The 23,646-nt window shown below is 36.9% G+C and carries 27 protein-coding genes (1 of these 27 only partly in view); 24 read left to right on the top strand and 3 right to left on the bottom strand.

The genetic code is table 11. The features are described from left to right. The first annotated feature begins 6 nt into the window (after positions 1-6). Genes opp4C through I6L50_RS03795 form a run of 3 tightly spaced genes read left to right on the top strand, consistent with a single transcriptional unit; the run spans position 7 to position 2,880 of the window. Entirely contained in the window at positions 7-927 is a 921-nt protein-coding gene (gene opp4C, locus I6L50_RS03805) for an oligopeptide ABC transporter permease (RefSeq protein ID WP_219300610.1), read from the top strand. A gap of 10 nt (positions 928-937) precedes the next feature. After that, on the top strand, positions 938-1,918 hold the full coding sequence (locus tag I6L50_RS03800; protein WP_002091396.1) for an ABC transporter ATP-binding protein: 981 nt from the start codon (positions 938-940) through the stop codon (positions 1,916-1,918). Continuing rightward, a complete protein-coding gene (locus I6L50_RS03795; RefSeq protein ID WP_219300608.1) occupies positions 1,915-2,880 on the top strand; it encodes an ABC transporter ATP-binding protein in 966 nt (321 codons plus the stop codon). The genes I6L50_RS03800 and I6L50_RS03795 overlap by 4 nt, the downstream gene beginning before the upstream one ends. A 181-nt stretch (positions 2,881-3,061) precedes the next feature. Here the strand turns inward: I6L50_RS03795 and I6L50_RS03790 are convergent, their stop codons facing one another. Beyond that, entirely contained in the window at positions 3,062-3,934 is an 873-nt protein-coding gene (locus I6L50_RS03790; RefSeq protein ID WP_219300606.1) for a Cof-type HAD-IIB family hydrolase, read from the bottom strand. 465 nt (positions 3,935-4,399) lie between these two features. Between I6L50_RS03790 and I6L50_RS03785 the strand changes: the two genes are divergently transcribed. The 14 genes from I6L50_RS03785 (at position 4,400) to uvsE (ending at position 16,200) form a co-directional block, all read left to right on the top strand. Further along, on the top strand, positions 4,400-4,519 hold the full coding sequence (locus I6L50_RS03785; RefSeq protein WP_002009865.1) for a DUF3948 family protein: 120 nt from the start codon (positions 4,400-4,402) through the stop codon (positions 4,517-4,519). 43 nt (positions 4,520-4,562) lie between these two features. Beyond that, complete coding sequence (locus I6L50_RS03780; protein WP_001058532.1) at positions 4,563-4,673, top strand: DUF3948 family protein; 111 nt, start codon at positions 4,563-4,565, stop codon at positions 4,671-4,673. A 34-nt stretch (positions 4,674-4,707) separates the two neighbouring features. Beyond that, on the top strand, positions 4,708-4,827 hold the full coding sequence (locus tag I6L50_RS03775) for a DUF3948 family protein (protein ID WP_002074222.1): 120 nt from the start codon (positions 4,708-4,710) through the stop codon (positions 4,825-4,827). Positions 4,828-4,870: 43 nt separating this feature from the next. Next, a complete protein-coding gene (locus I6L50_RS03770) occupies positions 4,871-4,981 on the top strand; it encodes a DUF3948 family protein (protein WP_374108350.1) in 111 nt (36 codons plus the stop codon). A 35-nt stretch (positions 4,982-5,016) separates the two neighbouring features. Beyond that, positions 5,017-5,133: a DUF3948 family protein gene (locus I6L50_RS03765; protein WP_002029425.1), complete on the top strand. Its 117-nt coding sequence runs from the start codon at positions 5,017-5,019 to the stop codon at positions 5,131-5,133. Positions 5,134-5,175: 42 nt separating this feature from the next. Beyond that, complete coding sequence (locus tag I6L50_RS03760) at positions 5,176-5,286, top strand: DUF3948 family protein (protein ID WP_001083697.1); 111 nt, start codon at positions 5,176-5,178, stop codon at positions 5,284-5,286. Positions 5,287-5,596: 310 nt separating this feature from the next. Beyond that, a complete protein-coding gene (gene hppD, locus I6L50_RS03755) occupies positions 5,597-6,715 on the top strand; it encodes a 4-hydroxyphenylpyruvate dioxygenase (RefSeq protein WP_219300602.1) in 1,119 nt (372 codons plus the stop codon). 66 nt (positions 6,716-6,781) lie between these two features. Next, positions 6,782-7,738, top strand: coding sequence for a fumarylacetoacetate hydrolase family protein (locus tag I6L50_RS03750; protein WP_113938345.1), 957 nt, complete (start codon positions 6,782-6,784; stop codon positions 7,736-7,738). Beyond that, positions 7,704-8,876, top strand: a complete 1,173-nt coding sequence (locus I6L50_RS03745; RefSeq protein WP_113938346.1) for a homogentisate 1,2-dioxygenase — start codon at positions 7,704-7,706, stop codon at positions 8,874-8,876. Before I6L50_RS03750 ends, I6L50_RS03745 begins: the two co-directional genes overlap by 35 nt. 245 nt (positions 8,877-9,121) lie before the next feature. Then, a complete protein-coding gene (locus I6L50_RS03740; RefSeq protein ID WP_002009960.1) occupies positions 9,122-10,396 on the top strand; it encodes an MDR family MFS transporter in 1,275 nt (424 codons plus the stop codon). A gap of 300 nt (positions 10,397-10,696) precedes the next feature. Then, positions 10,697-11,785, top strand: a complete 1,089-nt coding sequence (locus I6L50_RS03735; protein ID WP_219300600.1) for a D-alanine--D-alanine ligase — start codon at positions 10,697-10,699, stop codon at positions 11,783-11,785. A 60-nt stretch (positions 11,786-11,845) separates the two neighbouring features. After that, positions 11,846-13,222, top strand: a complete 1,377-nt coding sequence (murF, locus tag I6L50_RS03730; RefSeq protein ID WP_219300598.1) for a UDP-N-acetylmuramoyl-tripeptide--D-alanyl-D-alanine ligase — start codon at positions 11,846-11,848, stop codon at positions 13,220-13,222. A gap of 306 nt (positions 13,223-13,528) precedes the next feature. Then, positions 13,529-15,145: a degradosome RNA helicase CshA gene (cshA, locus tag I6L50_RS03725; RefSeq protein ID WP_002063522.1), complete on the top strand. Its 1,617-nt coding sequence runs from the start codon at positions 13,529-13,531 to the stop codon at positions 15,143-15,145. Positions 15,146-15,237: 92 nt separating this feature from the next. Next, complete coding sequence (uvsE, locus tag I6L50_RS03720; RefSeq protein WP_002029436.1) at positions 15,238-16,200, top strand: UV DNA damage repair endonuclease UvsE; 963 nt, start codon at positions 15,238-15,240, stop codon at positions 16,198-16,200. A gap of 171 nt (positions 16,201-16,371) precedes the next feature. Here uvsE and I6L50_RS03715 read toward each other — a convergent pair whose 3' ends face one another. Continuing rightward, positions 16,372-16,920 carry a rhomboid family intramembrane serine protease gene (locus I6L50_RS03715; protein WP_219300596.1) on the bottom strand — a complete coding sequence of 183 codons (549 nt, stop codon included), beginning with the start codon at positions 16,918-16,920 and terminating at the stop codon, positions 16,372-16,374. A 92-nt stretch (positions 16,921-17,012) separates the two neighbouring features. Here I6L50_RS03715 and acpS point away from each other — a divergent pair, with 92 nt between their 5' ends. From acpS to I6L50_RS03685, 6 genes are all read left to right on the top strand, one after another. Then, entirely contained in the window at positions 17,013-17,372 is a 360-nt protein-coding gene (gene acpS, locus I6L50_RS03710) for a holo-ACP synthase (RefSeq protein ID WP_002029438.1), read from the top strand. 156 nt (positions 17,373-17,528) lie between these two features. Next, positions 17,529-18,479, top strand: coding sequence for a LolA family protein (locus I6L50_RS03705; RefSeq protein ID WP_219301287.1), 951 nt, complete (start codon positions 17,529-17,531; stop codon positions 18,477-18,479). Between the two features lie 117 nt (positions 18,480-18,596). After that, entirely contained in the window at positions 18,597-19,766 is a 1,170-nt protein-coding gene (gene alr, locus I6L50_RS03700) for an alanine racemase (RefSeq protein ID WP_002009971.1), read from the top strand. A 311-nt stretch (positions 19,767-20,077) separates the two neighbouring features. Next, positions 20,078-20,365 carry an antitoxin EndoAI gene (locus tag I6L50_RS03695; protein ID WP_000004570.1) on the top strand — a complete coding sequence of 96 codons (288 nt, stop codon included), beginning with the start codon at positions 20,078-20,080 and terminating at the stop codon, positions 20,363-20,365. A 4-nt stretch (positions 20,366-20,369) separates the two neighbouring features. Further along, positions 20,370-20,720 (top strand): type II toxin-antitoxin system endoribonuclease NdoA, encoded by a 351-nt coding sequence (gene ndoA / locus I6L50_RS03690; RefSeq protein WP_000635965.1) that lies wholly within the window; start codon positions 20,370-20,372, stop codon positions 20,718-20,720. A gap of 68 nt (positions 20,721-20,788) precedes the next feature. After that, on the top strand, positions 20,789-22,957 hold the full coding sequence (locus I6L50_RS03685) for a Tex family protein (RefSeq protein ID WP_002029442.1): 2,169 nt from the start codon (positions 20,789-20,791) through the stop codon (positions 22,955-22,957). 57 nt (positions 22,958-23,014) lie between these two features. On the opposite strand, the gene cmpA is transcribed toward I6L50_RS03685, so the two are convergent. Further along, positions 23,015-23,131 carry a cortex morphogenetic protein CmpA gene (gene cmpA, locus I6L50_RS03680; protein ID WP_001143642.1) on the bottom strand — a complete coding sequence of 39 codons (117 nt, stop codon included), beginning with the start codon at positions 23,129-23,131 and terminating at the stop codon, positions 23,015-23,017. A gap of 210 nt (positions 23,132-23,341) precedes the next feature. Between cmpA and I6L50_RS03675 the strand changes: the two genes are divergently transcribed. Continuing rightward, positions 23,342-23,646 carry the 5' portion of a SprT family protein gene (locus I6L50_RS03675; RefSeq protein ID WP_219300594.1) on the top strand. 151 nt of this gene lie beyond the right edge of the window, so 305 of the gene's 456 nt are visible here — the first part of the coding sequence; the start codon lies at positions 23,342-23,344; its stop codon lies off the right edge, out of view.

Here is a 23,646-nt window from a genome sequence, read left to right as displayed (position 1 = left end):
GAAGATATGGAGACTATTACAACAATAAAGAAAAAGAAAGAACCGAAAAAAAGAAACGAATCATCACCATGGCGTCAAGCCTATAAAAAAATAAAGCAAAATAAGTTGGCATTGTTTGGTTTATACATTTTAATATTTATGTTTTTATTTAGTTTCATTGGTCCAATCTTTTCACCATATGTTTCGGGGACAGTACAAGTAACGCAAATCAATAAACCACCTAACCTTTCACATTGGCTCGGAACAGACCAATTAGGACGGGACATTTTAACTAGGCTTATGCAAGCAGGACGTATTTCATTAACAATCGGTTTAGCATCGATGTTACTATCTGTTATACTCGGTGCTCTGTTAGGAGCCATTGCTGGTTTTTATCGTGGCGTTGTAGACCATCTAATTATGCGTATTGCAGATGTGTTAATGTCCATTCCAGGATTACCGCTGCTTATTATAATGGGGGCAATTTTATCAGAATGGAAACTACCATCAGAATATCGGTTATATGTCGTAATGATTATTTTAAGTTTAGTAGGATGGCCAGGACTTGCACGCCTCGTACGAGGTCAAATTTTAACGCTGCGGGAGCAAGCATTTATGCAGGCAGCGGACGTCTTGGGATTAAAAGATTCTCGTAAAATTCTCCATCATTTAATTCCAAACGTTTTTCCAATATTAATTGTTGTAGCGACGTTAGGTGTGGCAGGATCTATTTTAAGTGAATCTGCACTAAGCTACCTAGGTCTTGGTGTTGTTCCGCCTACACCATCGTGGGGAAATATGATTAGCGCAGCAAACTCATTAATCGATTTCCAAAAGCGTCCGTGGTTATGGATCCCGCCCGGTTTTGCAATCTTTATAACAGTTGTATCAATTAATGTACTTGGCGATGCACTTCGTGATGCATTAGATCCAAAGATGAAGCGGTAGGTGAGAAAGCATGAGTAGAGCAGTAGTAGAGCTAAAGGATTTACAAACACACTTTCAGACGGAAGAAGGTACAGTAAAGGCTGTCAATCATGTTAGCTTTTCAGTTCGAGAAGGTGAAACAGTTTGTGTAGTAGGCGAATCAGGTTGCGGGAAAAGTGTAACGGCTTTATCTATTATGGGACTTATTGCTGAATCTGGCGGCATCGTTGGTGGTGACATTCTTTATGAAGGAAAAAGTCTTTTAGGAATGAAAGAGAAAGAACTTCGTAGTTTAAGAGGAAATGATATCGCGATGATTTTCCAGGAACCGATGACATCACTTAATCCGGTCTTTACTGTTGGAGAGCAAATTGTTGAGACGTTAAGAGAGCATGAACTACTTAGCAAAAACGAAGCATACAAAAAAGCAATTGAATTAATTCGTAAAGTTGGTATTGCTCGTGCTGATGAAATTGTCCATTCTTATCCGCACGAATTAAGCGGTGGCATGTTACAACGTATTATGATTGCTATTGCACTTAGTTGTAATCCAAAGTTATTAATTGCAGATGAACCGACAACAGCTCTAGACGTTACGATTCAAGCGCAAATATTAGATTTACTAAGGCAAGTAAAAGAGGAATTTAAAACATCGATTTTATTAATTACACATGATCTAGGTGTTGTAGCAGAAATGGCCGATTATGTTGTCGTTATGTATGGCGGGAAAGTTATTGAAGAGGCACCGGTACTAGAGATATTTCAAAATCCGAAACATCCATATACGCAAGGGCTGCTAAAATCAAAACCAGTAATGGGGAAACGAACAGATAAACTTTATTCTATTCCAGGGCAAGTTCCAAATTTAGTTGGCTTAGATGAGTTTTGCTACTTTAGTGGCCGCTGTGAACATTGCATGGAAATATGCAAAAATGAAGCGCCAAATCTTAATGTGCATGACGAGGATCATAAAGTAGCTTGTTGGTTATATGAGGAGCGTGCTGGGCAATGAGTGAACCATTATTAGAAGTGAAGAACTTAAAAACGTATTTTCCGATTAAGGGCGGCGTATTTAGTAGAACGATTGGACATGTGAAAGCGGTAGATGGGGTAAGCTTTACAATTGATAAAGGAGAAGTGTTTGGCCTTGTAGGAGAGTCTGGAAGTGGGAAGACGACGATAGGGAAAACAATTCTCCGTCTCGTTCAAAAAACAGAAGGTGAAGTGAAGTTTAAAGGTCAAGATGTTCATGCTTTATCAAAAGAGGAGCTGAGAAAGCACCGTCCTAATATGCAGCTCGTGTTCCAAGATCCATTTAGCTCATTAAATCCTAGAATGAGAATTGGAGAAGCACTTGGTGAGCCAATGTTGGCTCACGGACTAGCGACGAAAGAAAATGTCCGTGAAAAGGTGATAGAAGTATTGGAGTTATGTGGTTTAGCGCCGTATCATATTGACCGGTACCCTCATGAGTTTTCCGGTGGGCAACGTCAGCGTATCGTTATTGCAAGGGCAATGGTATTAGATCCAGAATTTATTGTGGCTGATGAGCCTGTTGCGGCATTAGATGTATCTATTCAAGCGCAAATCATTAATTTGTTTAGTGAATTACAGGAGAAAAAGGGATTATCCTATTTATTCATTTCACATGATTTAAGTGTTGTGGAGCACTTATGTACGAAAATTGGAATTATGTATTTAGGAACTATTGTGGAAACAGCACCACGTGATGAGTTATTTGCAAATCCGCTTCATCCATATACAAAAGCATTGTTATCAGCAGTGCCAATACCGGATCCAACGGTTAAGCGAGAACGGATTATTTTAGAAGGGGATATTCCAAGTCCTGCAAATCCACCATCAGGTTGCCGTTTTCATACACGTTGCCCCGTTGCTACAGATATTTGTAAAACGAATGTACCAGAATTCCGTAATGTGGGCGAAAATCATTTTGTTGCTTGTCACCATGTGTAAAAAAAGGACTCTTTCAAAAAGTGAAAGAGTCCTTTTTTTTACACCGCATTAACGGGCAGTAAGACTCCCACCTGAAAATTCGACGCATGCGGGGAAGTTAGGTGGGAGATTAACTGCCCGTAAAAGCCCGATTGGTTCAACTAATAATCAGAGGAACCCCACCTCTGATTAAAGTTTCACTTTATTTACTAGATGAAGTTTGTTTCAATACAAATTGCTCAATTGCATGAGCAACACCGTTTTCATTATTTGTTAATGTAACAACGTCACATAATTTTTTTACGTCTTCTTCAGCATTTCCCATTGCAACTGATAAGCCGGCTACTTGTAGCATTGGCACATCATTAAAGTTGTCACCGATTGCAACAGTATCTTCAATTGGTATATTGAAATAAGCTGCCATTTCTTGTAGGCCGTTCCCTTTATGACCATGCTTATCCATAATTTCTACATTAGTAGGGGCTGATGCGGTAACTGAAATATCCGTATCTTCTTGTAAAGTTTGCAATAGCTGCGAACGATGAGCAGCATTAAATGTCAAAATAAAGAATTTAGATATTTCTAATTCTGGATTATTTACAACATCTTCGATTTTTTGGAAATCAGTAATTAAGTTTGATTTCTTTTGTTTTTCTGTAATTCTTTCAAGTTCCTCAAGTGTAACATCTAGTGTATGCTTGTTTTCTTCGAATGCCTGCATAACTTGATCTTGCCATGTATAAGGAGAGTAAACCCCTTTATTTGTGTACAACTTATATGGAAAACCTTCAGATTCTAGTAACTTTGCAAGCTTGTATACTTTATCATTTTGTAAACAACGCGAGTTAATTACTTTTCCATCCACATAAACAATTGCCCCATTGCTTGCTCCAACTGGAAGAGCTAGTTTATATTCTTCCAATAATTTTAAAGCGTCCTCTTTCGCGCGGCCAGAACAAATCATTACAATATGACCAGCTTCTTTTGCGGTTTGGATAGCTTGTAAGTTCTCTTTGGAGATTTCAAGATTAGATGATAGTAGTGTACCATCCATATCTAGTGCGATTAATTTCAAAATGACCACCTCTTTGTTTCCATTATACATAGTTATATAGAGGAAACATATAAACTTATCTTGGAAAGATAGTATTTTATCCCGCATTAATTTCTAGTAAAAGTGCGATTGGTGAGGGGGAATAATTAGTAGGGAATGGAACTCTCGTTGATTAAAGTTTCACTTTGGTTTTTAACAAAATAGAGATGAATAATATTATATTTCGCTTTATGACCTTAATGTTACACTAGTGTTACAAATGTAATTGTAGTAGAAAACGCATTAAAACAAGGTTTTTGAGTGTTTATTTAAAAAAACGTAAAAAAAGTGTAATAAAATTTACGTAATTATATTGCAACGTAATAATAGTTATGTTACATTAATGTTACAAACGTTACGTAATTAATTTCAATGTAACGTTAACATGAAAACTATGAACTAAACATTTCTTAGAAATTACATATAGATAACTTACAAAAAAGGAGAATGAATGATATGAACAACGAGCAAGTATTAAACGTAACAAAAGGTGACTTCTTAGGATCAGCAAGCGGAGCGGTAGTATTAACAGCATTAATCGTATTTCTATCAAGCGTATTAGTATAATAGAAGTTTTGTAATAAAAATAAGAGAAGGGAGAATGAAAATTATGAACAACGAGCAAGTATTAAACGTAACAAAAGGTGACTTCTTAGGATCAGCAAGCGGAGCGGTAGTATTAACAGCATTAATCGTATTTCTATCAAGCGTATTAGTATAATAGAAGTTTTGTAATAAAAATAAGAGAAGGGAGAATGAAAATTATGAACAACGAGCAAGTATTAAACGTAACAAAAGGTGACTTCTTAGGATCAGCAAGCGGAGCGGTAGTATTAACAGCATTAATCGTATTTCTATCAAGCGTATTAGTATAATAGAAGTTTTGTAATAAAAATAAGAGAAGGGAGAATGAAAATTATGAACAACGAGCAAGTATTAAACGTAACAGAAGGTGACTTCTTAGGATCAGCAAGCGGAGCGGTAGTATTAACAGCATTAATCGTATTTCTATCAAGCGTATTAGTATAATAGAAGTTTTGTAAAAAAAGATAAATGAAGGGAGAATGAAAGATATGAAAGAGCAAGTATTACAAGTAACAAAAGGTGATTTCTTAGGATCAGCAAGCGGAGCAGTAGTATTAACAGCATTAATCGTATTTCTATCAAGCGTATTAGTATAATAAAAGTTTTAAATTGTACAAAATGAAAGGAGAATGAGGAATATGAACAGTGAACAAGTGTTACAAGTAACAAAAACAGATTTATTAGGATCATTAGGCGGAGCGGTAATATTAACATCATTTATTCTATTCCTTGCAAATATATTAGTATGAAAAATATAAATACAATCATTCAAAAAAAATAAAGACTCTAACGTATTAGTAAGTAGTTAATATGTTGGAGTCTTTTTTGTTTTCCTCTCATATATACCTTCAAGTATTAATATTTTCCCCTTACTTTAAAGAGAAAAAAGTCGAATTTTATATGTAAGAAAAAAAGAGGAATTTGACAGAAAAGATAGAAAATTTTAAAGGTCGGAAATTGTTAGCTTGCTAACTAATTTCTATTAGTTGATGTTGGAAGCGTTTTCGGTTGGTTTTAAGTATGGACCATTTAATCTATTTACAGGGGGATGAAGATATTATGAAACAAAAATCTATGGATACGCTAGCTGCACAAATGGAGGACTTTTTTCCGGTACGTGATGTAGATCATTTGGAATTTTACGTAGGGAATGCAAAGCAATCAAGTTATTATCTTGCGAGAGCGTTTGGATTCAAAATTGTAGCTTATTCTGGATTAGAAACAGGAAACCGTGAAAAGGTATCTTATGTTCTTGTGCAAAAAAATATGCGTTTTGTTGTGTCTGGAGCTTTAAGTAGCGATAGTCGTATTGCAGAGTTTGTAAAGACTCATGGTGATGGAGTGAAGGATGTGGCTTTACTTGTTGATGATGTTGATAAAGCCTACTCTGAAGCTGTAAAACGTGGCGCTGTTGCGATTACTCCTCCTGAAGAGTTAACAGATGAGGAAGGTACCTTGAAGAAAGCGGTTATTGGTACGTATGGTGATACAATTCATACGCTTGTAGAGCGTAAAAATTATAAAGGAACATTCATGCCAGGATTCCAAAAGGTTGAATTTAATATTCCATTTGAAGAGTCTGGTTTAATTGCTGTAGACCATGTAGTTGGTAACGTTGAGAAAATGGAAGAATGGGTTAGTTATTATGAGAACGTCATGGGATTTAAACAAATGATCCATTTCGACGATGATGATATTAGTACAGAGTATTCGGCATTAATGTCAAAAGTTATGACGAATGGAAGCCGTATTAAGTTTCCGATTAATGAACCAGCGGATGGAAAAAGAAAATCACAAATTCAAGAATATCTAGAGTTCTATAACGGAGCAGGTGTACAGCATCTCGCTTTATTAACAAGTGACATTGTAAAAACAATTGAAGTACTTCGTGCAAATGGCGTGGAGTTTTTAGATACGCCAGATACGTATTACGATGAGTTAACAGCACGTGTTGGAAAAATTGATGAAGAAATTGATAGATTAAAAGAATTGAAGATTCTAGTAGACCGTGACGAAGAAGGTTATTTATTACAAATCTTTACGAAACCAATTGTAGATCGTCCAACTCTATTTATTGAAATCATCCAACGTAAAGGTTCTCGTGGATTTGGCGAAGGGAACTTTAAAGCGTTATTCGAATCAATTGAAAGAGAACAAGAGCGTCGCGGAAATTTATAAAATTTGTATCCACCAGCAAGAGTTCCTTTGTTGGTGGAAATTTCATTTTCATAGGGAGGAATCACGATGAAATTTGTTACATTTCGTCTCCCATCGAAAGAAATGCGAGCTGGATGGCTTGAAGGTGACAAAGTAATCGATATGAATCTTGCAAGTAATGGACAATTACCTTCTTCTATGTTCGCCTTTTTAGAGAAAGCAGATGAGTATGTAGAAGTATTGCGTAATATTAAGAATCCTGAAAAGGGTATATATTCCTTAGAGGAAGTTCAATTAGCAGCGGCAATTCCTAATCCGAGTAGCATTCGAGATTTTTATGCATTTGAGCAGCATGTAAAAACAGCCCGCGGGAGAAGGGGGCTAGATGTTGTACCTGAATGGTATGATATCCCGGTTTTTTATTTTACGAACCACCGTGCTGTTATTGGACCAGATGATTTTGTTATTGGTCCGAAGAAGTCTAAAAAGCTTGATTATGAGTTAGAGATTGCTTGCGTAATTGGGAAAGAAGGACGAAACATTTCTCGTGAACGAGCAGAGGAATATATTTTTGGTTACTGCATTATGAACGACTGGAGTGCAAGGGACTTACAAGCAACAGAAATGAAAGTGGGACTCGGTCCAGCGAAAGGAAAAGATTTTGCAACTTCATTAGGAGCGTATCTCGTTACGAAAGAGGAATTAGACGTTTATCGTAATGGTGATCGTTATGATTTAGAGATGACTGCTCATGTAAATGGGCAACTGTTATCAAAAGGGAATTTCCAAGATATTTATTATGCATTCTCTGAAATGATTGAACGTGCTTCGGAAGATGTTACGTTATATCCAGGGGATGTTATCGGGTCTGGTACAGTGGGAACGGGCTGTATTTTGGAGCTTGGTACGGAAGAGTGGCTGCAAGATGGAGATGTTGTAGAGCTGTCGATTACGGGTTTAGGTACGTTACGTAATACGGTCAAAAAAGAAATGGAAGCAGGTGATGGGCATGTTTTATCGTCACATGGGGGAGCTACCTCATAAACGACATGTACAATTTCGTAAAAAAGATGGATCGCTTTATCGTGAGCAGGTAATGGGGACAAAAGGTTTCTCTGGTACCCAGTCTATTTTGTATCATCATTATATGCCAACAGAAGTAGGGCATGCGGCATTATCGCATTCTTGTCAGTTACAGTATGAAGAGGATGTTACTCTTGCTCATCGCCACTTCCGTACGAAAGAAAATAAAAAAACTGGTGATGCAGTAAGCGGAAGAAACTTTATGCTTGGGAATGAGGATTTATTAATTGGAGTAGTGAGTCCAACAGAAAAAATGGATTATTTTTACCGTAATGGTGATGGCGATGAAATGTTATTTGTTCATTATGGAACAGGAAAAATTGAAACGATGTTTGGAACGATTCACTATAGAAAAGGTGATTATGTAACAATTCCAATTGGAACGATTTATCGTGTTATTCCAGATGAGGGAGAGACTAAGTTTCTTGTTGTAGAGGCAAATAGCCAAATTACAACACCAAGTCGCTATCGCAATGAATATGGGCAATTGTTAGAACATAGTCCGTTTTGTGAAAGAGATATGCGTGGACCGGAGAAATTGGAGACATATGATGAAAAAGGTGAGTTTGTCGTAATGACAAAGTCGAGAGGTTATATGCACAAGCATGTGTTAGGGCACCATCCGTTAGATGTTGTTGGATGGGATGGGTATTTATATCCGTGGGTCTTTAATGTGGAGGATTTTGAACCAATTACAGGTCGTATTCATCAGCCACCACCAGTACATCAAACATTCGAAGGGCATAATTTCGTCATTTGCTCTTTCGTACCGCGTTTATACGATTATCATCCAGAATCTATTCCGGCACCATATTATCATAGTAATGTGAATAGTGATGAAGTACTGTACTATGTAGAAGGTAATTTTATGAGCCGAAAAGGTGTAGAAGAAGGTTCTATTACGCTTCATCCAAGCGGAATCCCGCATGGGCCACATCCAGGGAAAACAGAAGCGAGTATAGGGAAGAAAGAGACACTTGAACTGGCTGTTATGATAGATACATTCCGTCCGCTTCGTATTGTAAAACAAGCACATGAGACGGAAGATGAAAAATATATGTATAGCTGGATTGAAGAGGGTTCATATACTGCTAAATAAGTAAAAAGAGGCATGCTCACTACGGGAGCATGCCTCTTTTATGGAATCGACATGTATAATAATACCAAAAAAAGTTATAGAAAGATATATAGAAAGATATATAGAAAGAGTGATAAAGATCGTGCATATTCAGAAGAATTTCTACTTATTTCGACAGGGATTGTTATGGCTAAATTTTGTGTTTGAAAATTTACATTTTTCTAATTATATATAATATAATTGTTGGGGAACTAAGGGGGGAATTTATGAAAAATACATGGCGTGAGTTAAGAGAGATGGATCGTAACGTATGGATTCGATTTATCGGTGAGACATTGAACGGAATTGCGATGATGATGTTAATGCCTTTTTTTGCACTATATTTAAAAGATAAGGTAGATTCTTTATTACAAGTTGGAATCATTATGGCGCTTTCTCCAATAGCTGCAAGCTTTGGCTCGCTTATAGGCGGAAGAATAGCTGATATATATGGAAGAAAGCCAATTATGATATTTTCAATGGCGAGTAATGCGTTATTAATGCTCGGTTTTTTATTTATCGAAGGATTTATTCCATACGCTATTTTATCTATTTTTTTAGGGTTAAGTAATTCTTTATTTCATCCAGCAGCATCAGCGATGGTTGCAGATGTGACGGCGCCAGAAAAAAGAACAGAAGCATATGGTTTATTGCGAATGGGACACAATATTGGTGCTGCAATTGGACCGATAATGGGAGCATCAGTAGTTGTTTTATCAAAGAACCTCGTGTTTATTATTGCTTCATCCGCTATGTTGTTTTATGCGCTACTAGTGTTAGTACTTATTAAAGAAACAATGCCAAAAATTACGGATATGACGGAAAAAAGTAAAGAGCAGGAATCCGGAGCAGTTTGGAAAATTTTAATGAGAGATAAGGCGTTAATGATTTATTTGTTAGCGGGGATCATTATTTCTATGGGGTTTTCTCAAACAGAAGGCATGTTACCGCTTCACTTTGATAACGAAATGAAGGATATTTTTGGAGTCAACAATCCATACCCATATTTAATGGCATTAAATGGTCTATTAGTTGTTTTATTTCAATTTCAAATTTCAAAATGGGCGACAGATAAACCTGTTGGAAAGACGATGTTATACGGTGCGTGTTTGTTCGGAATTGGTTTGTTTTTTATAGGATGGTTACCGAAGTGGTTTGGAGAATATGATACAAATGCTACAATTATTTTAATGACGTTAATGTTTGTTTATGCCATATATACGTTAGGCGAGATGATTATGTCGCCTGTACAGATGACGTTTGTAGCGAATTTGGCCCCTGAGCATTTGAGAGGAACCTATATGGGGGCGGCGAGTTTGCAGTGGATTACAGGAAGTGCATTCGGTCCACTTCTTGGTGGTTTTTTATTGGATCGTTTGCTTGGTCACTACTTATTTACAATTTTAAGTGTAGGGTGTGTAGTTGCAGGCTTTGTATATGTTTCTTTAGATCGTCTTGTTGAGCAGAGGCAAAAAGATACGCCTACAAAACAGTCTTCTTAATAAAATAAAACTTTAATCAATGTTTTTTCACCCTCCACAAATGGTAGGGTAATATAGATGACATACACACAAAGTGGATTTCTACATATTTTAGGTACATAACTAGATTAGATAGCAATTTTGCTCTAAAGTTTAATTTTGTTTAGGTGTGTAGAAATTAAAGAGAAAAAGTGTAGAAAACCAATAAGTGGTGTCTTTTAATTATTTGTGGAAGTTACATTTTATTTCAAATAGGAACTACCTATTTTTATAAAAAGTGCTAAAATAGAAAAATGAAAACAATTGGTTAGGGTGATTTCAGTGACAAAAATTAAATTAGGTTTATTATACGGTGGAAAATCAGCTGAGCATCAAGTTTCGTTACAAACGGCTCTTGCTGCTATTAAAGCATTAAATCAAGATAAATTCGAGATTCATCCAATTTATATTACAGAACAAGGCCAATGGATGCGTGGAGAGCGTATTGAAGGCGAAGTAACAAATGTTGAGGCATTACAAATGAGTGGGGAAGAGAATACAATTTCTCCTGTATCATTAAGTACAGAAATTATCCCAACGGCAACTTCTAAACAAGAAGATGCAATTGATGTTATTTTCCCATTATTACATGGACCGAATGGCGAAGATGGAACAGTACAAGGGTTATTAGAATTACTAAACATTCCATATGTAGGTAACGGTGTATTAGCATCATCTGCTGGTATGGATAAAGTTGTTATGAAAAATATCTTTGCAGAAGCTGGATTGAAACAAGCGAAATATGCATCTTTCATTCGTAGCGCATGGGAAAAAGATCGTGAAACAGCGTATGAAAAAGTAGAAGAAGTATTAGGATATCCTTGCTTCGTAAAACCAGCAAACCTTGGTTCAAGTGTTGGTATTAATAAGTGTAACGATCGTGAAGAGCTTGAGAATGCATTCGAAGAGGCATTCCAATTTGACCGTAAAATTATTGTAGAAGAAAATATTGTAGGTCGTGAAGTAGAAGTTGGTGTATTAGGTAATGATGAGCCGAAATGTTCAGTTGTAGGTGAAATTGTACCGAAAAAAGATTTTTATGATTACAAATCGAAATACATCGATGGTGATACAGCGTTAATTATTCCAGCTGAAATGACAGAAGAAGAGTCTAATGTAATTAAGCAAGATGCAATTATCGCATTCCAATCATTAGATGGTTCGGGCTTAACACGAGCTGATTTCTTCTTAACGAAAGATGGAGAAGTATATATTAACGAAGTAAACACAATGCCAGGATTCACGCCGTTTAGTATGTTCCCTCTATTATGGCAACATACAGGGTTACCGTATCCGGAATTAATTGAAGAGCTAATTCGCTTAGCGATTGAGCGTCACGAAGAAAAACAAAAAATTAAATATACAATCTAACAAAAAAGGAGGAAGCACTATTCGAAGGAATAGTGCTTCCTCTATGTAAGGAGTGTTTTCATGATAAATCGAACGTTAAAACAAGTAGAGCAGATGATAAATGGTACTGGATTAGCAGAGCAGTATGAGGGAATTACTATACAAGGAGTGTCTATTGATACGAGGAAAATTGAAAATGGAAATTTATATGTTCCAATTCAAGGTGAACGTTTCGATGGACATGCTTTTGTAGACAAAGCTGTTGAAAATGGGGCGATTGCTACATTATGGATGAAAGATGTAGAAAACCCACCTGAAAATCTTCCGGTTATTTTTGTAGAAGATACACTAGCAGCATTGCAAATGTTAGCGAAAAACTATCGTGATCAATTGGATGTAAAAGTTATTGGTGTAACGGGTAGTAATGGTAAAACATCTACGAAAGATATTGTAACAAGTATTCTTGCGACTAAATTTAAAGTTCAAAAAACAGAAGGTAATTTCAACAACCACATCGGTTTACCTCTTACTATTTTAAATTTAGAGGAAAATACAGAAGTAGCTGTATTAGAAATGGGCATGTCAAGCCGAGGAGAAATTGAATTTCTATCTAAGTTAGCTCGTCCTAATGCAGCTATTATTACGAACATTGGTGAGGCGCACTTAATGGATTTAGGCTCTCGTGAGGCGATTGCTGAAGCGAAGTTAGAAATTGTTACAGGTTTACAAAAGGGTGGCGTGTTCGTATATAATGGAGATGAGCCGCTATTAACGAATCGTGTTCCAGAAATGAATTTAGCAGCTGAAACAGTTACATTTGGTGATGCGAGAGCAAATGATTACTATCCAACTACTGTAACATTGCAGGCTACTGGGACACACTTTAAGATGAACAGGGATGAAACTTTGTCATTCTATTTGCCAGTACTAGGAAAGCATAATGTATATAATACGCTTGCTTCAATGGCAATTGCAAAACATTTTGGTGTAACGTGGGAAGAAATGAAACAAGGTTTAGTAACACTTCAAATGACAGGTATGCGTATGGAAATTGTAAAAACAGATAGTGGTTTAACAATTATCAATGATGCTTATAATGCTAGTCCAACAGCTATGGAAGCTGCGTTCCACCTAATGAATGGTTTAGATGGATTTGCTAAAAAAATTGTTGTGCTTGGTGATATGTTAGAACTTGGAAATCAAGAAGTGCAATTTCATTATGAAGTAGGTAAATTAATTGATCCAGCAAAAATTTCATATGTATTCACATATGGTAAATTAGGGGCTCAAATTGCTGAAGGTGCAAAAATTAATTTCCCTAAAGACCGTGTAAAAGCGTATGATAGTAAAGAAGAGTTAATAAAAGAGTTGCAAGCAGTAGTCGGTACGAAAGATGTTGTATTAGTAAAAGCATCTCGCGGCATGAAATTAGAAGAAGTAATTACGATGTTGAAATAATTGGTGTATATAAATAGGGATGATAGCCACGAAAATAGTGGAAACTTATAATAAGCGCTTACAGTAAACGATAAAAAAATAAAAGTAAAGAAAAAAGCTCTGAATATGAAATAAGGTAACAGTTGGGGTTTGCTTTTTACACCTACAAAACTTATAATTGATAAAGTGTAATAACGTTTAGAAGTATTTTCGTGAAGAATATACGCCCGGTTATATACGTAAGTATTCAGGAAAATGGCTTTTCCGCAAGTTCGGAAAACGCCTTTTTTTAAATGATAAGTATAGGATAGAAAAGGAGAAGTAACATTGACAACATTTCGAGAACTAGGATTAAGTGAGTCTTTACTACAATCTGTTGAAAGTATGGGCTTTGAAGAGGCTACGCCGATTCAAGCTGAAACAATTCCACATGCATTGCAAGGTAAGGATATTATTGGGCAAGCGCAAACAGGTACAGGGAAAACAGCAGCATTCGGATTACCACTATTAGATAAAGTGGATACAAATAAAGAAGCAGTTCAAGGTATTGTTATCGCGCCAACGCGTGAATTAGCAATTCAAGTTGGAGAAGAGCTATACAAAATTGGTAAACATAAACGTGTTCGTATTCTACCAATTTATGGTGGTCAAGATATTAACCGCCAAATTCGTGCTCTAAAAAAACACCCACACATTATTGTAGGTACGCCGGGTCGTATTTTAGATCATATCAACCGTAAAACACTTCGCTTACAAAACGTAGAGACTGTTGTTCTTGACGAAGCGGATGAAATGTTAAACATGGGCTTCATTGAAGATATTGAAGCGATTTTAACAGATGTGCCAGAAACACATCAAACATTATTATTCTCAGCGACAATGCCAGATCCAATCCGTCGTATTGCTGAGCGTTTCATGACTGAGCCTCAACACATTAAAGTAAAAGCAAAAGAAGTAACAATGCCAAACATTCAGCAGTTCTATTTAGAAGTGCAAGAAAAGAAAAAGTTTGACGTGTTAACACGCTTACTAGATATTCAATCTCCAGAGCTTGCAATCATATTCGGTCGTACAAAGCGTCGTGTTGATGAATTATCAGAAGCATTAAACTTACGTGGTTATGCAGCAGAAGGTATTCACGGTGACTTAACACAAGCGAAGCGTATGTCTGTATTACGTAAATTTAAAGAAGGTACTATTGAAGTTCTTGTTGCAACAGACGTTGCTGCACGTGGTCTTGATATTTCAGGCGTAACACACGTATACAACTTCGATATCCCACAAGATCCAGAATCATACGTTCACCGTATCGGTCGTACTGGCCGTGCTGGTAAAAAAGGTATTGCAATGTTATTTGTAACACCACGTGAATCAGGACAATTAAAAAATATCGAGCGTACAACAAAACGTAAGGTTGATCGTATGGACGCACCGACACTTGACGAGGCGTTAGAAGGTCAACAACGTTTAATCGCTGAAAAACTTCAAAGCACAATTGAAAATGATAACTTATCATACTACAAGCGTATTGCAGAAGAAATGTTAGAAGAGAATGATTCTGTAACAGTAGTAGCTGCTGCTTTAAAAATGATGACAAAAGAGCCGGATACAACTCCGATCGCTTTAACATCAGAACCACCAGTTGTTTCAAGAGGTGGCGGTGGCGGTTCTAAAAAACGCGGTGGTAACGGAAGTGGATACCGTGATGGTAACCGTAATCGTAGTCGTGATGGACGCGGCGGTGGCGATGGTCGTAACCGTGATCGCAATCGTGATGGACGTGGAAGCGGAAGTGGCGATGGTCGTAACCGTGATCGTAATCGTGATGGCGGTAGCCGTGATGCTGGTAGCCGTGATGGTAACCGTGGTCGTAAAGGTGAAGGTCGCCCTGGATCTTCAAATGGACGCGGCGAAAGAAAACATCATAGCCGTCCACAAGCTTAATAAAAAAGAGAATGCCCTTTGCTGGCATTCTCTTTTTTTATTTCTGTAATTGTGCATACTACATAGTAACTCGTATAGAAATGAGGTGCTATATGCTTGTAAGACTTGGGTATGTTGCGATGAGTGTACATTTGAAGAATGCTTCTCCATCTCAAACGATGACATATGCACAGTTTCAGCGGATTGATGATCGAGAGGCTGCAATTCGTAAACTTGAAAGAATCGCTAATTCGAATTTGGAAAATTGCTTACGGTTATTAAAACATAATAAAGGGCATGATATATCTTTCTTTCGACTTAGTTCCAAGCTTATTCCTTTAGCGAATCATGAGGAGTTGTTAGATTGGAACTATATTCGTCCTTTAAAAGAAAATCTGAAAGAATTAGGTGAATATGCAATTCGTATGAATATGCGAATTGACTTCCATCCAGATCACTTTGTTGTACTAAATTCACCTGAGGAGAGTATTTTCAAACAATCTGTAAAGACATTGCAGATGCACAAAAAATTGTTAAAGGGCATGGGAATTGAACATAAGCAACGATGTGTATTACATGTGGGAGGAGGTTATAAAGATAAGGAGCTTGCATTAGAACGCTTTATAGAAAATTGGTCAACTGTTCCAAGAGGTATTCAAGAGATGATTATATTAGAAAATGATGACACGACCTTTTCTTTAGAAGAAACATTGTATTTAGGTGAGAAATTAGACATTCCAGTCGTGTTTGATTTGCACCATCATATGATGAATAATGACCAGGAAGATTGGCATGAAGATTGGGCGCGTGTTGTACATACGTGGGAATCGTCTTTGTTACCGGTTAAAATGCACATCTCCAGTCCTAGAGATGGAAAAAACCCGAGAGCACATGCAGATTTTATTGATGTAGATACTTTCTTATCTTTTTTGAAAAAGATAAAGGGGAGCGTTCCGCGAATTGATTGTATGATTGAGGCGAAGAAAAAGGACGAGTCTTTATTTCAACTAATGAGAGAGTTAAGTAAACAAACAGATGTGGAAATTATCGATGGTGCGAGCTTCTATATTAAATAAGCTCTGCGCCATCGTTTTTTTGGTCCCGCTATTTGCCGGGCAGTAAGACTCCCGCCTCAAAATTCGGCGAATGCGAGGGAGTTAGGTGGGAGCCGGGCTGACCGTAAAAGCCCGATTGGTGCGGGCTAATAATCAGTGGGGGATGGAAAATCCCCTCCACTGATTAAAGTTTCACTTTATTAAAAAAGGGGTGCACATGCCGCCGATGATCAGTCCTGTTAAATGGCTTATAGGATTGGCAGAGGGATTAAAGAAAGTAAATAGTAGTAATATAAGTATCATTATTGAAAAAATAGCGATGTCTCTTGGTTTTGAAGAACGATATCGACTATACAATAAAAATAATTGGGCGCCTAGTAATCCGAAAATACCACCAGATGCTCCGGCGTGAATATATTCAAGAGGCATAATAATATAAGAAGAAATATTCCCGAGAATGCCAGAAAGGAAAAAAATAATGATGACAGAAAAGTGTCCTAGTTGTTTTTCGATAGAAGAACCAAATACGAATAAACAAATACTATTAGAAAGGAAATGTTGTAAGTCTACGTGTACAAGTAAGGAAGTTATGACACGCCACCATTCTCCTTTAGCGATATATTCATTGTAGGCTGCCAGGTGAAAGAGGGAAAAGTCGCTCAATATAATCATGACTAATTGTATAAGAAGTAAAGAAATGATAATCGGTTGTAAGGAAATGCGAGTGGATGGTATTAGCATGTTGTTAGTATCCCTCCTTTTGCATCAGAAAGATTCTCTGTTATTCTTACAATATGAATGAAGAAAGCTAAATAGAAGAAGGGGATTTTGAAATGATTATAGGGATTGGAATCGATATTATTGAGTTAAATCGAATTGAAAAAATGCTAGATGGAAAGCTTAAATTTATGGAACGTATTTTAACTGAAAGAGAACGTGGTGTTGCCGAGGGGCTGAAAGGAAGTCGTCTTACAGAATTCGTAGCTGGAAGATTTGCAGCAAAAGAGGCGTATTCTAAAGCGGTAGGGACCGGTATCGGGAAAGAAGTGAGTTTTTTAGATATTGAAGTAAGGAATGATGATAGAGGTAAGCCGATTATCATTACAAATACAGAGCATATTGTTCATTTATCAATTAGTCATAGTAAAGAATTTGCCGTTGCTCAAGTTGTTTTGGAAAGCTCGTCACGCTAGTCTGCATATTTTATATCTTTGTCTCATATATTTGAGGTAGCGATAAGGAAGGCATATCTTCCATTCATTTATAGGGGCAAAGGGGCTGAAGTGATGAAAAGGCGTCTGTTTTTAGTTCTTGTCGGTTTATTGACCGTTTTTGTGTTGGCGGGTTGTATGGAAAAGAAACAAGAAGATGTTGTGAGAGATTTAGAAACGAAAGTTAAAAGTATGAAGAGTTATCAAGCTGAAGCGAAATTATCTATTAAAACAGGAAATGAACCTCAAGAGTACAATGTAGAAATTTGGCATAAAGAACCTTCGTATTATCGTGTGAATTTGCAGAATGCGAAAAAGGATCAGAGTCAAATTATTTTAAGGAATGATGAAGGTGTATTTGTATTAACACCGGCACTTAATAAGAGTTTCCGTTTTCAAAGTGATTGGCCGCAAAATAGTAGCCAGGCTTATTTATATGAATCACTTGTAAGAGATATTTTGCAAGATAAGAAAAATCTCTCTTTCGAGAAAACAGATAAGTATTATGTGTTTAAAACAAAAACAAATTATCAACATCAAAATATGTTGCCGAAACAAGAGATTAAGCTGAATAAAAGTGATCTAACGCCAGTTTCTGTGAAACTGATGGATAATGATCAAAATGTCCTTGTAAAAGTAGATTTCACTAAAGTAAAATTTGATGCAAAGTTTGATAAAGGTGCATTTGATACGAAACAAAATATGTCTAGAGCACAAGTGGATGTTCAGACGGCAGCGAAAGAAGACAAACCGTTTGCTATTTTGTATCCACGTGATACACCGCAAGGTATGACTTTGAAAGAGGAAGAAGAGTTGAAGACAGACAGTGGCAAGCGTGCAATACTCACATACACTGGAAGTAAGAAATCCTTTACTTTAATACAAGAAAAGTCAAAAGTTGCAGAGGCCTCATCGGCGGTAAGTGTAAGTGGAGAGCCGGTTGATCTTGGTTTCGCGATTGGTGCATTGACGAAAGACTCTGTAACGTGGTCATATAACGGAGTAGAATATATGCTCGTGTCTAAAGGTTTAGAGCCGAATGAGTTGTTGATGGTTGCTCGTTCGGTTACAGCGAAGCAGGTGAAGTAAACTTCTTAGACGTGGTGATATATGTGCACCACGTCTTTTCTTAGTTTGAAGGTGGATTTCATAAAAGAAGCATATAAAAGAATAAGCTTCGCATATCGTGTATAAGGAAGTGTATTTATGGAAGAAGCGCCGTTTTACCGTGACACTTGGGTGGAAGTGGATTTAGATGCGATCTATAACAATGTTACGCATATTAAAGAGTTCATTCCAAGTGATGTAGAAATTTTTGCTGTAGTTAAAGCGAATGCATATGGGCACGATTATGTACCAGTGGCTAAAACCGCATTAGAAGCAGGGGCAACAAGATTAGCAGTTGCTTTTTTAGATGAAGCTTTAGTGCTTCGGAGGGCTGGTATTACTGCACCGATTTTAGTATTAGGTCCTTCCCCTCCTCGTGATGTAAATGTTGCTGCTGAAAATGATGTAGCATTAACTGTTTTTCAAAAAGAATGGGTAGAAGACGCGATAAAGCTCTGGGATGGTTCATCAATAATGAAATTCCATATTAATTTTGATAGTGGTATGGGGAGAATTGGAATACGCGAACGCAAAGAATTAAAGGGGTTCTTAAAGAGTTTAGAAGGCGCGCCATTTTTAGAGTTAGAAGGAGTATATACACATTTTGCAACATCCGATGAGGTTGAGACTTCTTACTTTGATAAGCAATATAATACGTTCTTGCAGCAGTTAAGTTGGTTGAAAGAATTTGGAGTGAACCCTAAATTTGTCCATACAGCCAATAGTGCTGCAACGTTAAGATTTCAAGGGATTACATTTAATGCAGTGCGAATTGGTATTGCGATGTATGGACTATCCCCATCTGTAGAAATACGTCCTTTTTTACCGTTTAAATTGGAACCGGCGTTGTCACTTCATACGAAAGTTGCTCATATTAAGCAAGTGATTAAAGGGGATGGGATTAGTTATAATGTCACATACCGAACGAGAACCGAAGAATGGATTGCGACAGTTGCGATTGGGTATGCAGATGGCTGGCTTAGAAGATTGCAAGGGTTTAAGGTACTTGTAAACGGTGAAAGAGTACCGATTGTAGGGCGAGTGACAATGGATCAATTCATGATACATCTTCCTTGTGAAGTGCCACTTGGTACGAAAGTTACACTCATTGGGAGACAAGGTGATGAGTATATTAGTGCTACCGAGGTTGCTGAATATTCCGGGACTATTAATTATGAAATTATTGCAACGATAAGCTTCCGTGTACCGAGAATATTTATACGACACGGTAAAGTTGTAGAAGTAATCAATTATTTGAACGATATATAGAAGAAGGTATTATTACTCAGCATCTCGTCATTTGGAGGAGTTTCACTAATAAAGAATAGGCTCTTTTTCGCTGGGGAGCTTCTTTTTATACTTGTTATTAATATAAGTTGCAATGAAATATTATGGAAGGATTGCTTTATTTCTTGTTTGAAAGAGATAAAAAGTAAAAGAAGATGAATGTTTTATTTATGAATTGGAAAACATAAGCAAGGAATAAGGAAGTCTTTGCAACAGGCTCCATACAATGGTATTATTACAATAGGTGTCATATATATATTTGGGTGTGTAGTTGACGGTGGAGGTGTATTTTTGTGTCCGAATCAAGTGTAACTACTGAAATCGTGGTTCGGTTGCCAAAGCAAATGGTAACGGAATTGGACGGAATTGGAAAACAAGAGAATAAGAATCGCCATGAACTAATTTGCCAGGCAACACAACTGTTATTGCGTCAACATAAGACGAAGAAACGCTACCAACATGAATCAATGCGACGTGGGTACATTGAAATGGGAAAAATTAATCTTGGTATTGCATCTGAAGCTTTCTTAGCAGAGTATGAAGCAGCTCATACAGTAGAACGCTTAGTTAGCGGGGGGTAATATTTTGATTGTAAAACGCGGCGACGTGTATTTTGCAGACCTTTCCCCAGTTGTTGGTTCTGAGCAAGGAGGCGTTCGTCCGGTTCTTGTCATTCAAAATGACATCGGAAATCGTTTTAGTCCGACTGTGATTGTAGCGGCTATTACTGCACAGATTCAAAAAGCGAAATTACCCACTCATGTGGAAATTGATGCGAAAAAGTACGGTTTTGAGAGGGATTCTGTTATTTTACTTGAGCAGATTCGAACAATCGATAAGCAACGCTTAACGGACAAAATCACTCATTTGGATGAAGTGATGATGAGTCGTGTAGATGAAGCGTTACAAATTAGTTTAGGACTAATAGATTTTTAAATCGGCAGTTTAAGTTGCTCTCTTTACAGGGCAACTTTTTTTTATTATAGAGGAGGTTACGGTTGGATATGGAAATGGTAGATAATCGACAAGGGTTAATGAAAATGTTAGTGAAAGAATTAGGCTTTACAGAAAAGCAAGTTCGTCATGTTATTCAATTAACAGAAGAAGGTAACACAGTTCCATTTATCGCTCGTTACCGAAAAGAATGGACAGGGTCTCTTGATGAGGTGCAAATTCGTGCAATCTTAGAAAGATGGCAATATATGATGCAACTAGAAGATAGGAAAGAAGAGGTTCTTCGTCTTATTGGTGAAAAGGGTAAACTAACCGAGGAGTTGCGTCGTCATATTGTTGCTGCAACAAAACTTCAAGAAGTAGAAGACTTATATCGTCCATATAAAGAAAAAAGAAGAACGAAAGCTACAATTGCTAAAGAAAAGGGATTAGAACCGTTAGCTGAGTGGCTATTATTATATAAAAAAGAAAATCCAGCAGAGAAGGCTATGGAATTTGTTAATGCAGAAAAGGAAGTGGCGTCTGCAGAAGATGCGTTGCAAGGTGCGCAGGATATTATTGCGGAACTTGTTTCGGATAATGCGGCATATCGTAGCTGGATTCGCAATACTACTTTCCGAAAAGGGATTATGTCTTCATCTGTAAAAGATAAAGAAAAAGATGAAAAGAATATATATGAAATGTATTATGGCTATGAAGAACCGTTGCAAAAAGTAGTGCCGCATCGTGTACTAGCTATGAATCGTGGTGAAAAGGAAGACGTATTAAGAGTTTCTGTTATCACGCCAATTGAAGAAATTCTTCAGTTTTTACATAAAAAAATGATTCTTGATGAAGCTTCTAAAAGTGCGCATTATGTACAATTAGCGATGGAAGATGGATATAAGCGATTAATTCAACCTTCAATAGAAAGAGAAATTCGTAAAGAATTAATGGAAACGGCCGAAGAACAAGCGATTCATATTTTCTCTGAGAATTTACGTAATTTATTATTACAACCTCCGATGAAAGGGAAAGTTGTGTTAGCGGTAGATCCAGCGTATAGAACCGGTTGTAAATTAGCTGTAGTAGATGATACAGGGAAAGTTCTTCACATAGATGTTATTTATCCGCATCCGCCTGCTCGTAAATATGAGGATGCAAAAACGAAAATCATTTCAATTATAGATAAATATGAAGTTGAAATGATAGCGATTGGAAATGGTACAGCTTCGAGGGAAACGGAAGAATTTATAGTAGATGTATTACAAAATGTAGAGCGAGATGTATTTTACATTATTGTAAATGAAGCGGGTGCTAGTGTGTACTCAGCATCTGATGTAGCTCGCGAGGAATTTCCAAATTTACAGGTTGAAGAAAGAAGTGCTGTTTCAATTGGGAGACGTCTACAAGATCCGCTTGCAGAGCTTGTGAAAATTGACCCTAAATCTGTTGGAGTGGGGCAATATCAACATGATGTATCTCAAAAGAGATTAAATGAATCATTAACATTTGTAGTAGAGACGGCAGTTAACCGAGTTGGTGTTAATGTAAATACAGCTTCAGTTGCATTGTTGCAATATGTTTCGGGATTATCAAAAACAGTTGCGAAAAATATTGTAGCTAAGCGTGAGGAAGATGGGAAATTCACGAAGCGTACTGAATTAAAGAAAATCCCACGTCTAGGTGCAAAAACATATGAACAATGTATCGGGTTTTTACGTATATTAGAAGGAGCGAATCCGTTAGATCGCACAGGGATTCATCCAGAACAATATAAAAATGTTGAATTGCTATTGAAGAGCTTAGGGTTATCAAAGAATGATGTGGGGAAACCAAACTTGCAAAAGAGTTTCGAAGGAGTAGATATTTCTAAATTATCTCAAGAGACGGAGATTGGTGAGCCGACATTAGTTGATATTATGGATGCTTTAATTAGCCCGGAGCGAGATATGAGGGATGAGTTGCCAAAGCCACTTCTGAAAAAAGGGATTTTAAAATTAGAAGATTTAAAGCGTGGTATGGAATTAGAGGGAACGATCCGCAATGTTGTTGATTTCGGTGCCTTTGTTGATATTGGTGTGAAGCAAGATGGTTTAGTACATATTTCTAAACTAAGCAAACAATTTGTAAAGCATCCATTAGATATTGTATCCGTGGGACAAATTGTAAAGGTATGGGTAGATGATATTGATACGAAAAAAGGTCGTGTTGCATTATCAATGTTACCGATTGAATAGTAAGAAAAGAGAGCAGATGAAACTGCTCTTTTTTTATGAACTGGAAAGTTTAATTGATTATGAGCTTTGATGTATTTTACTATAATAAAACCAGCATTCATTTAGTAACTTGATTTGATACCGGTTTTTCTCAAAATATGCACGTTGCATTTGCTTCTTTAGCCACGTGGGCATAGGAATCCCTCCTTGTTTAATCCTGCTCTCAAAAAAAGTAGCTCCTTTTAGTTAAAGTAACTTTGATGAGAGGTTGGTGAGTGGATTTCTAGCAATGCTGCATTTTTAGAAATCACGCTTCTTGAATGAGGATGGGTATATGTACTATTTACTATATGTATAAGAAGGGAGAAAAGTGTGGAAATATTTTTTAGTTTAGGAGGAATGAGAATGGATGAGCAAGAAATTCAGCGGTTAGTGGAAGAGGTATCGTTACAATGCTTTGGAATGCCGTTTTTACATAAAGCGATGTTTAATAGTAGGTTACGTACAACTGGTGGGCGCTATCTATTGAAGAATCATAATATAGAATTGAATTATCGATATTACGAAGTATATGGAAAAGAAGAGTTAGTCGGGATTGTTAAACATGAACTTTGTCATTATCACTTACATATCACAGGAAAAGGGTATAAGCATCGAGATAGAGATTTTCGTGAGTTATTAAAGAAAGTAGGTGCACCACGTTTTTGTAA

This window comes from Bacillus sp. FDAARGOS_1420 (genome assembly GCF_019344915.1).
Classification (GTDB): domain Bacteria; phylum Bacillota; class Bacilli; order Bacillales; family Bacillaceae_G; genus Bacillus_A; species Bacillus_A mycoides.
The sequence above is the reverse complement of the archived record's forward strand: the minus strand, read 5'-3'. Positions and strand labels throughout refer to the sequence as shown.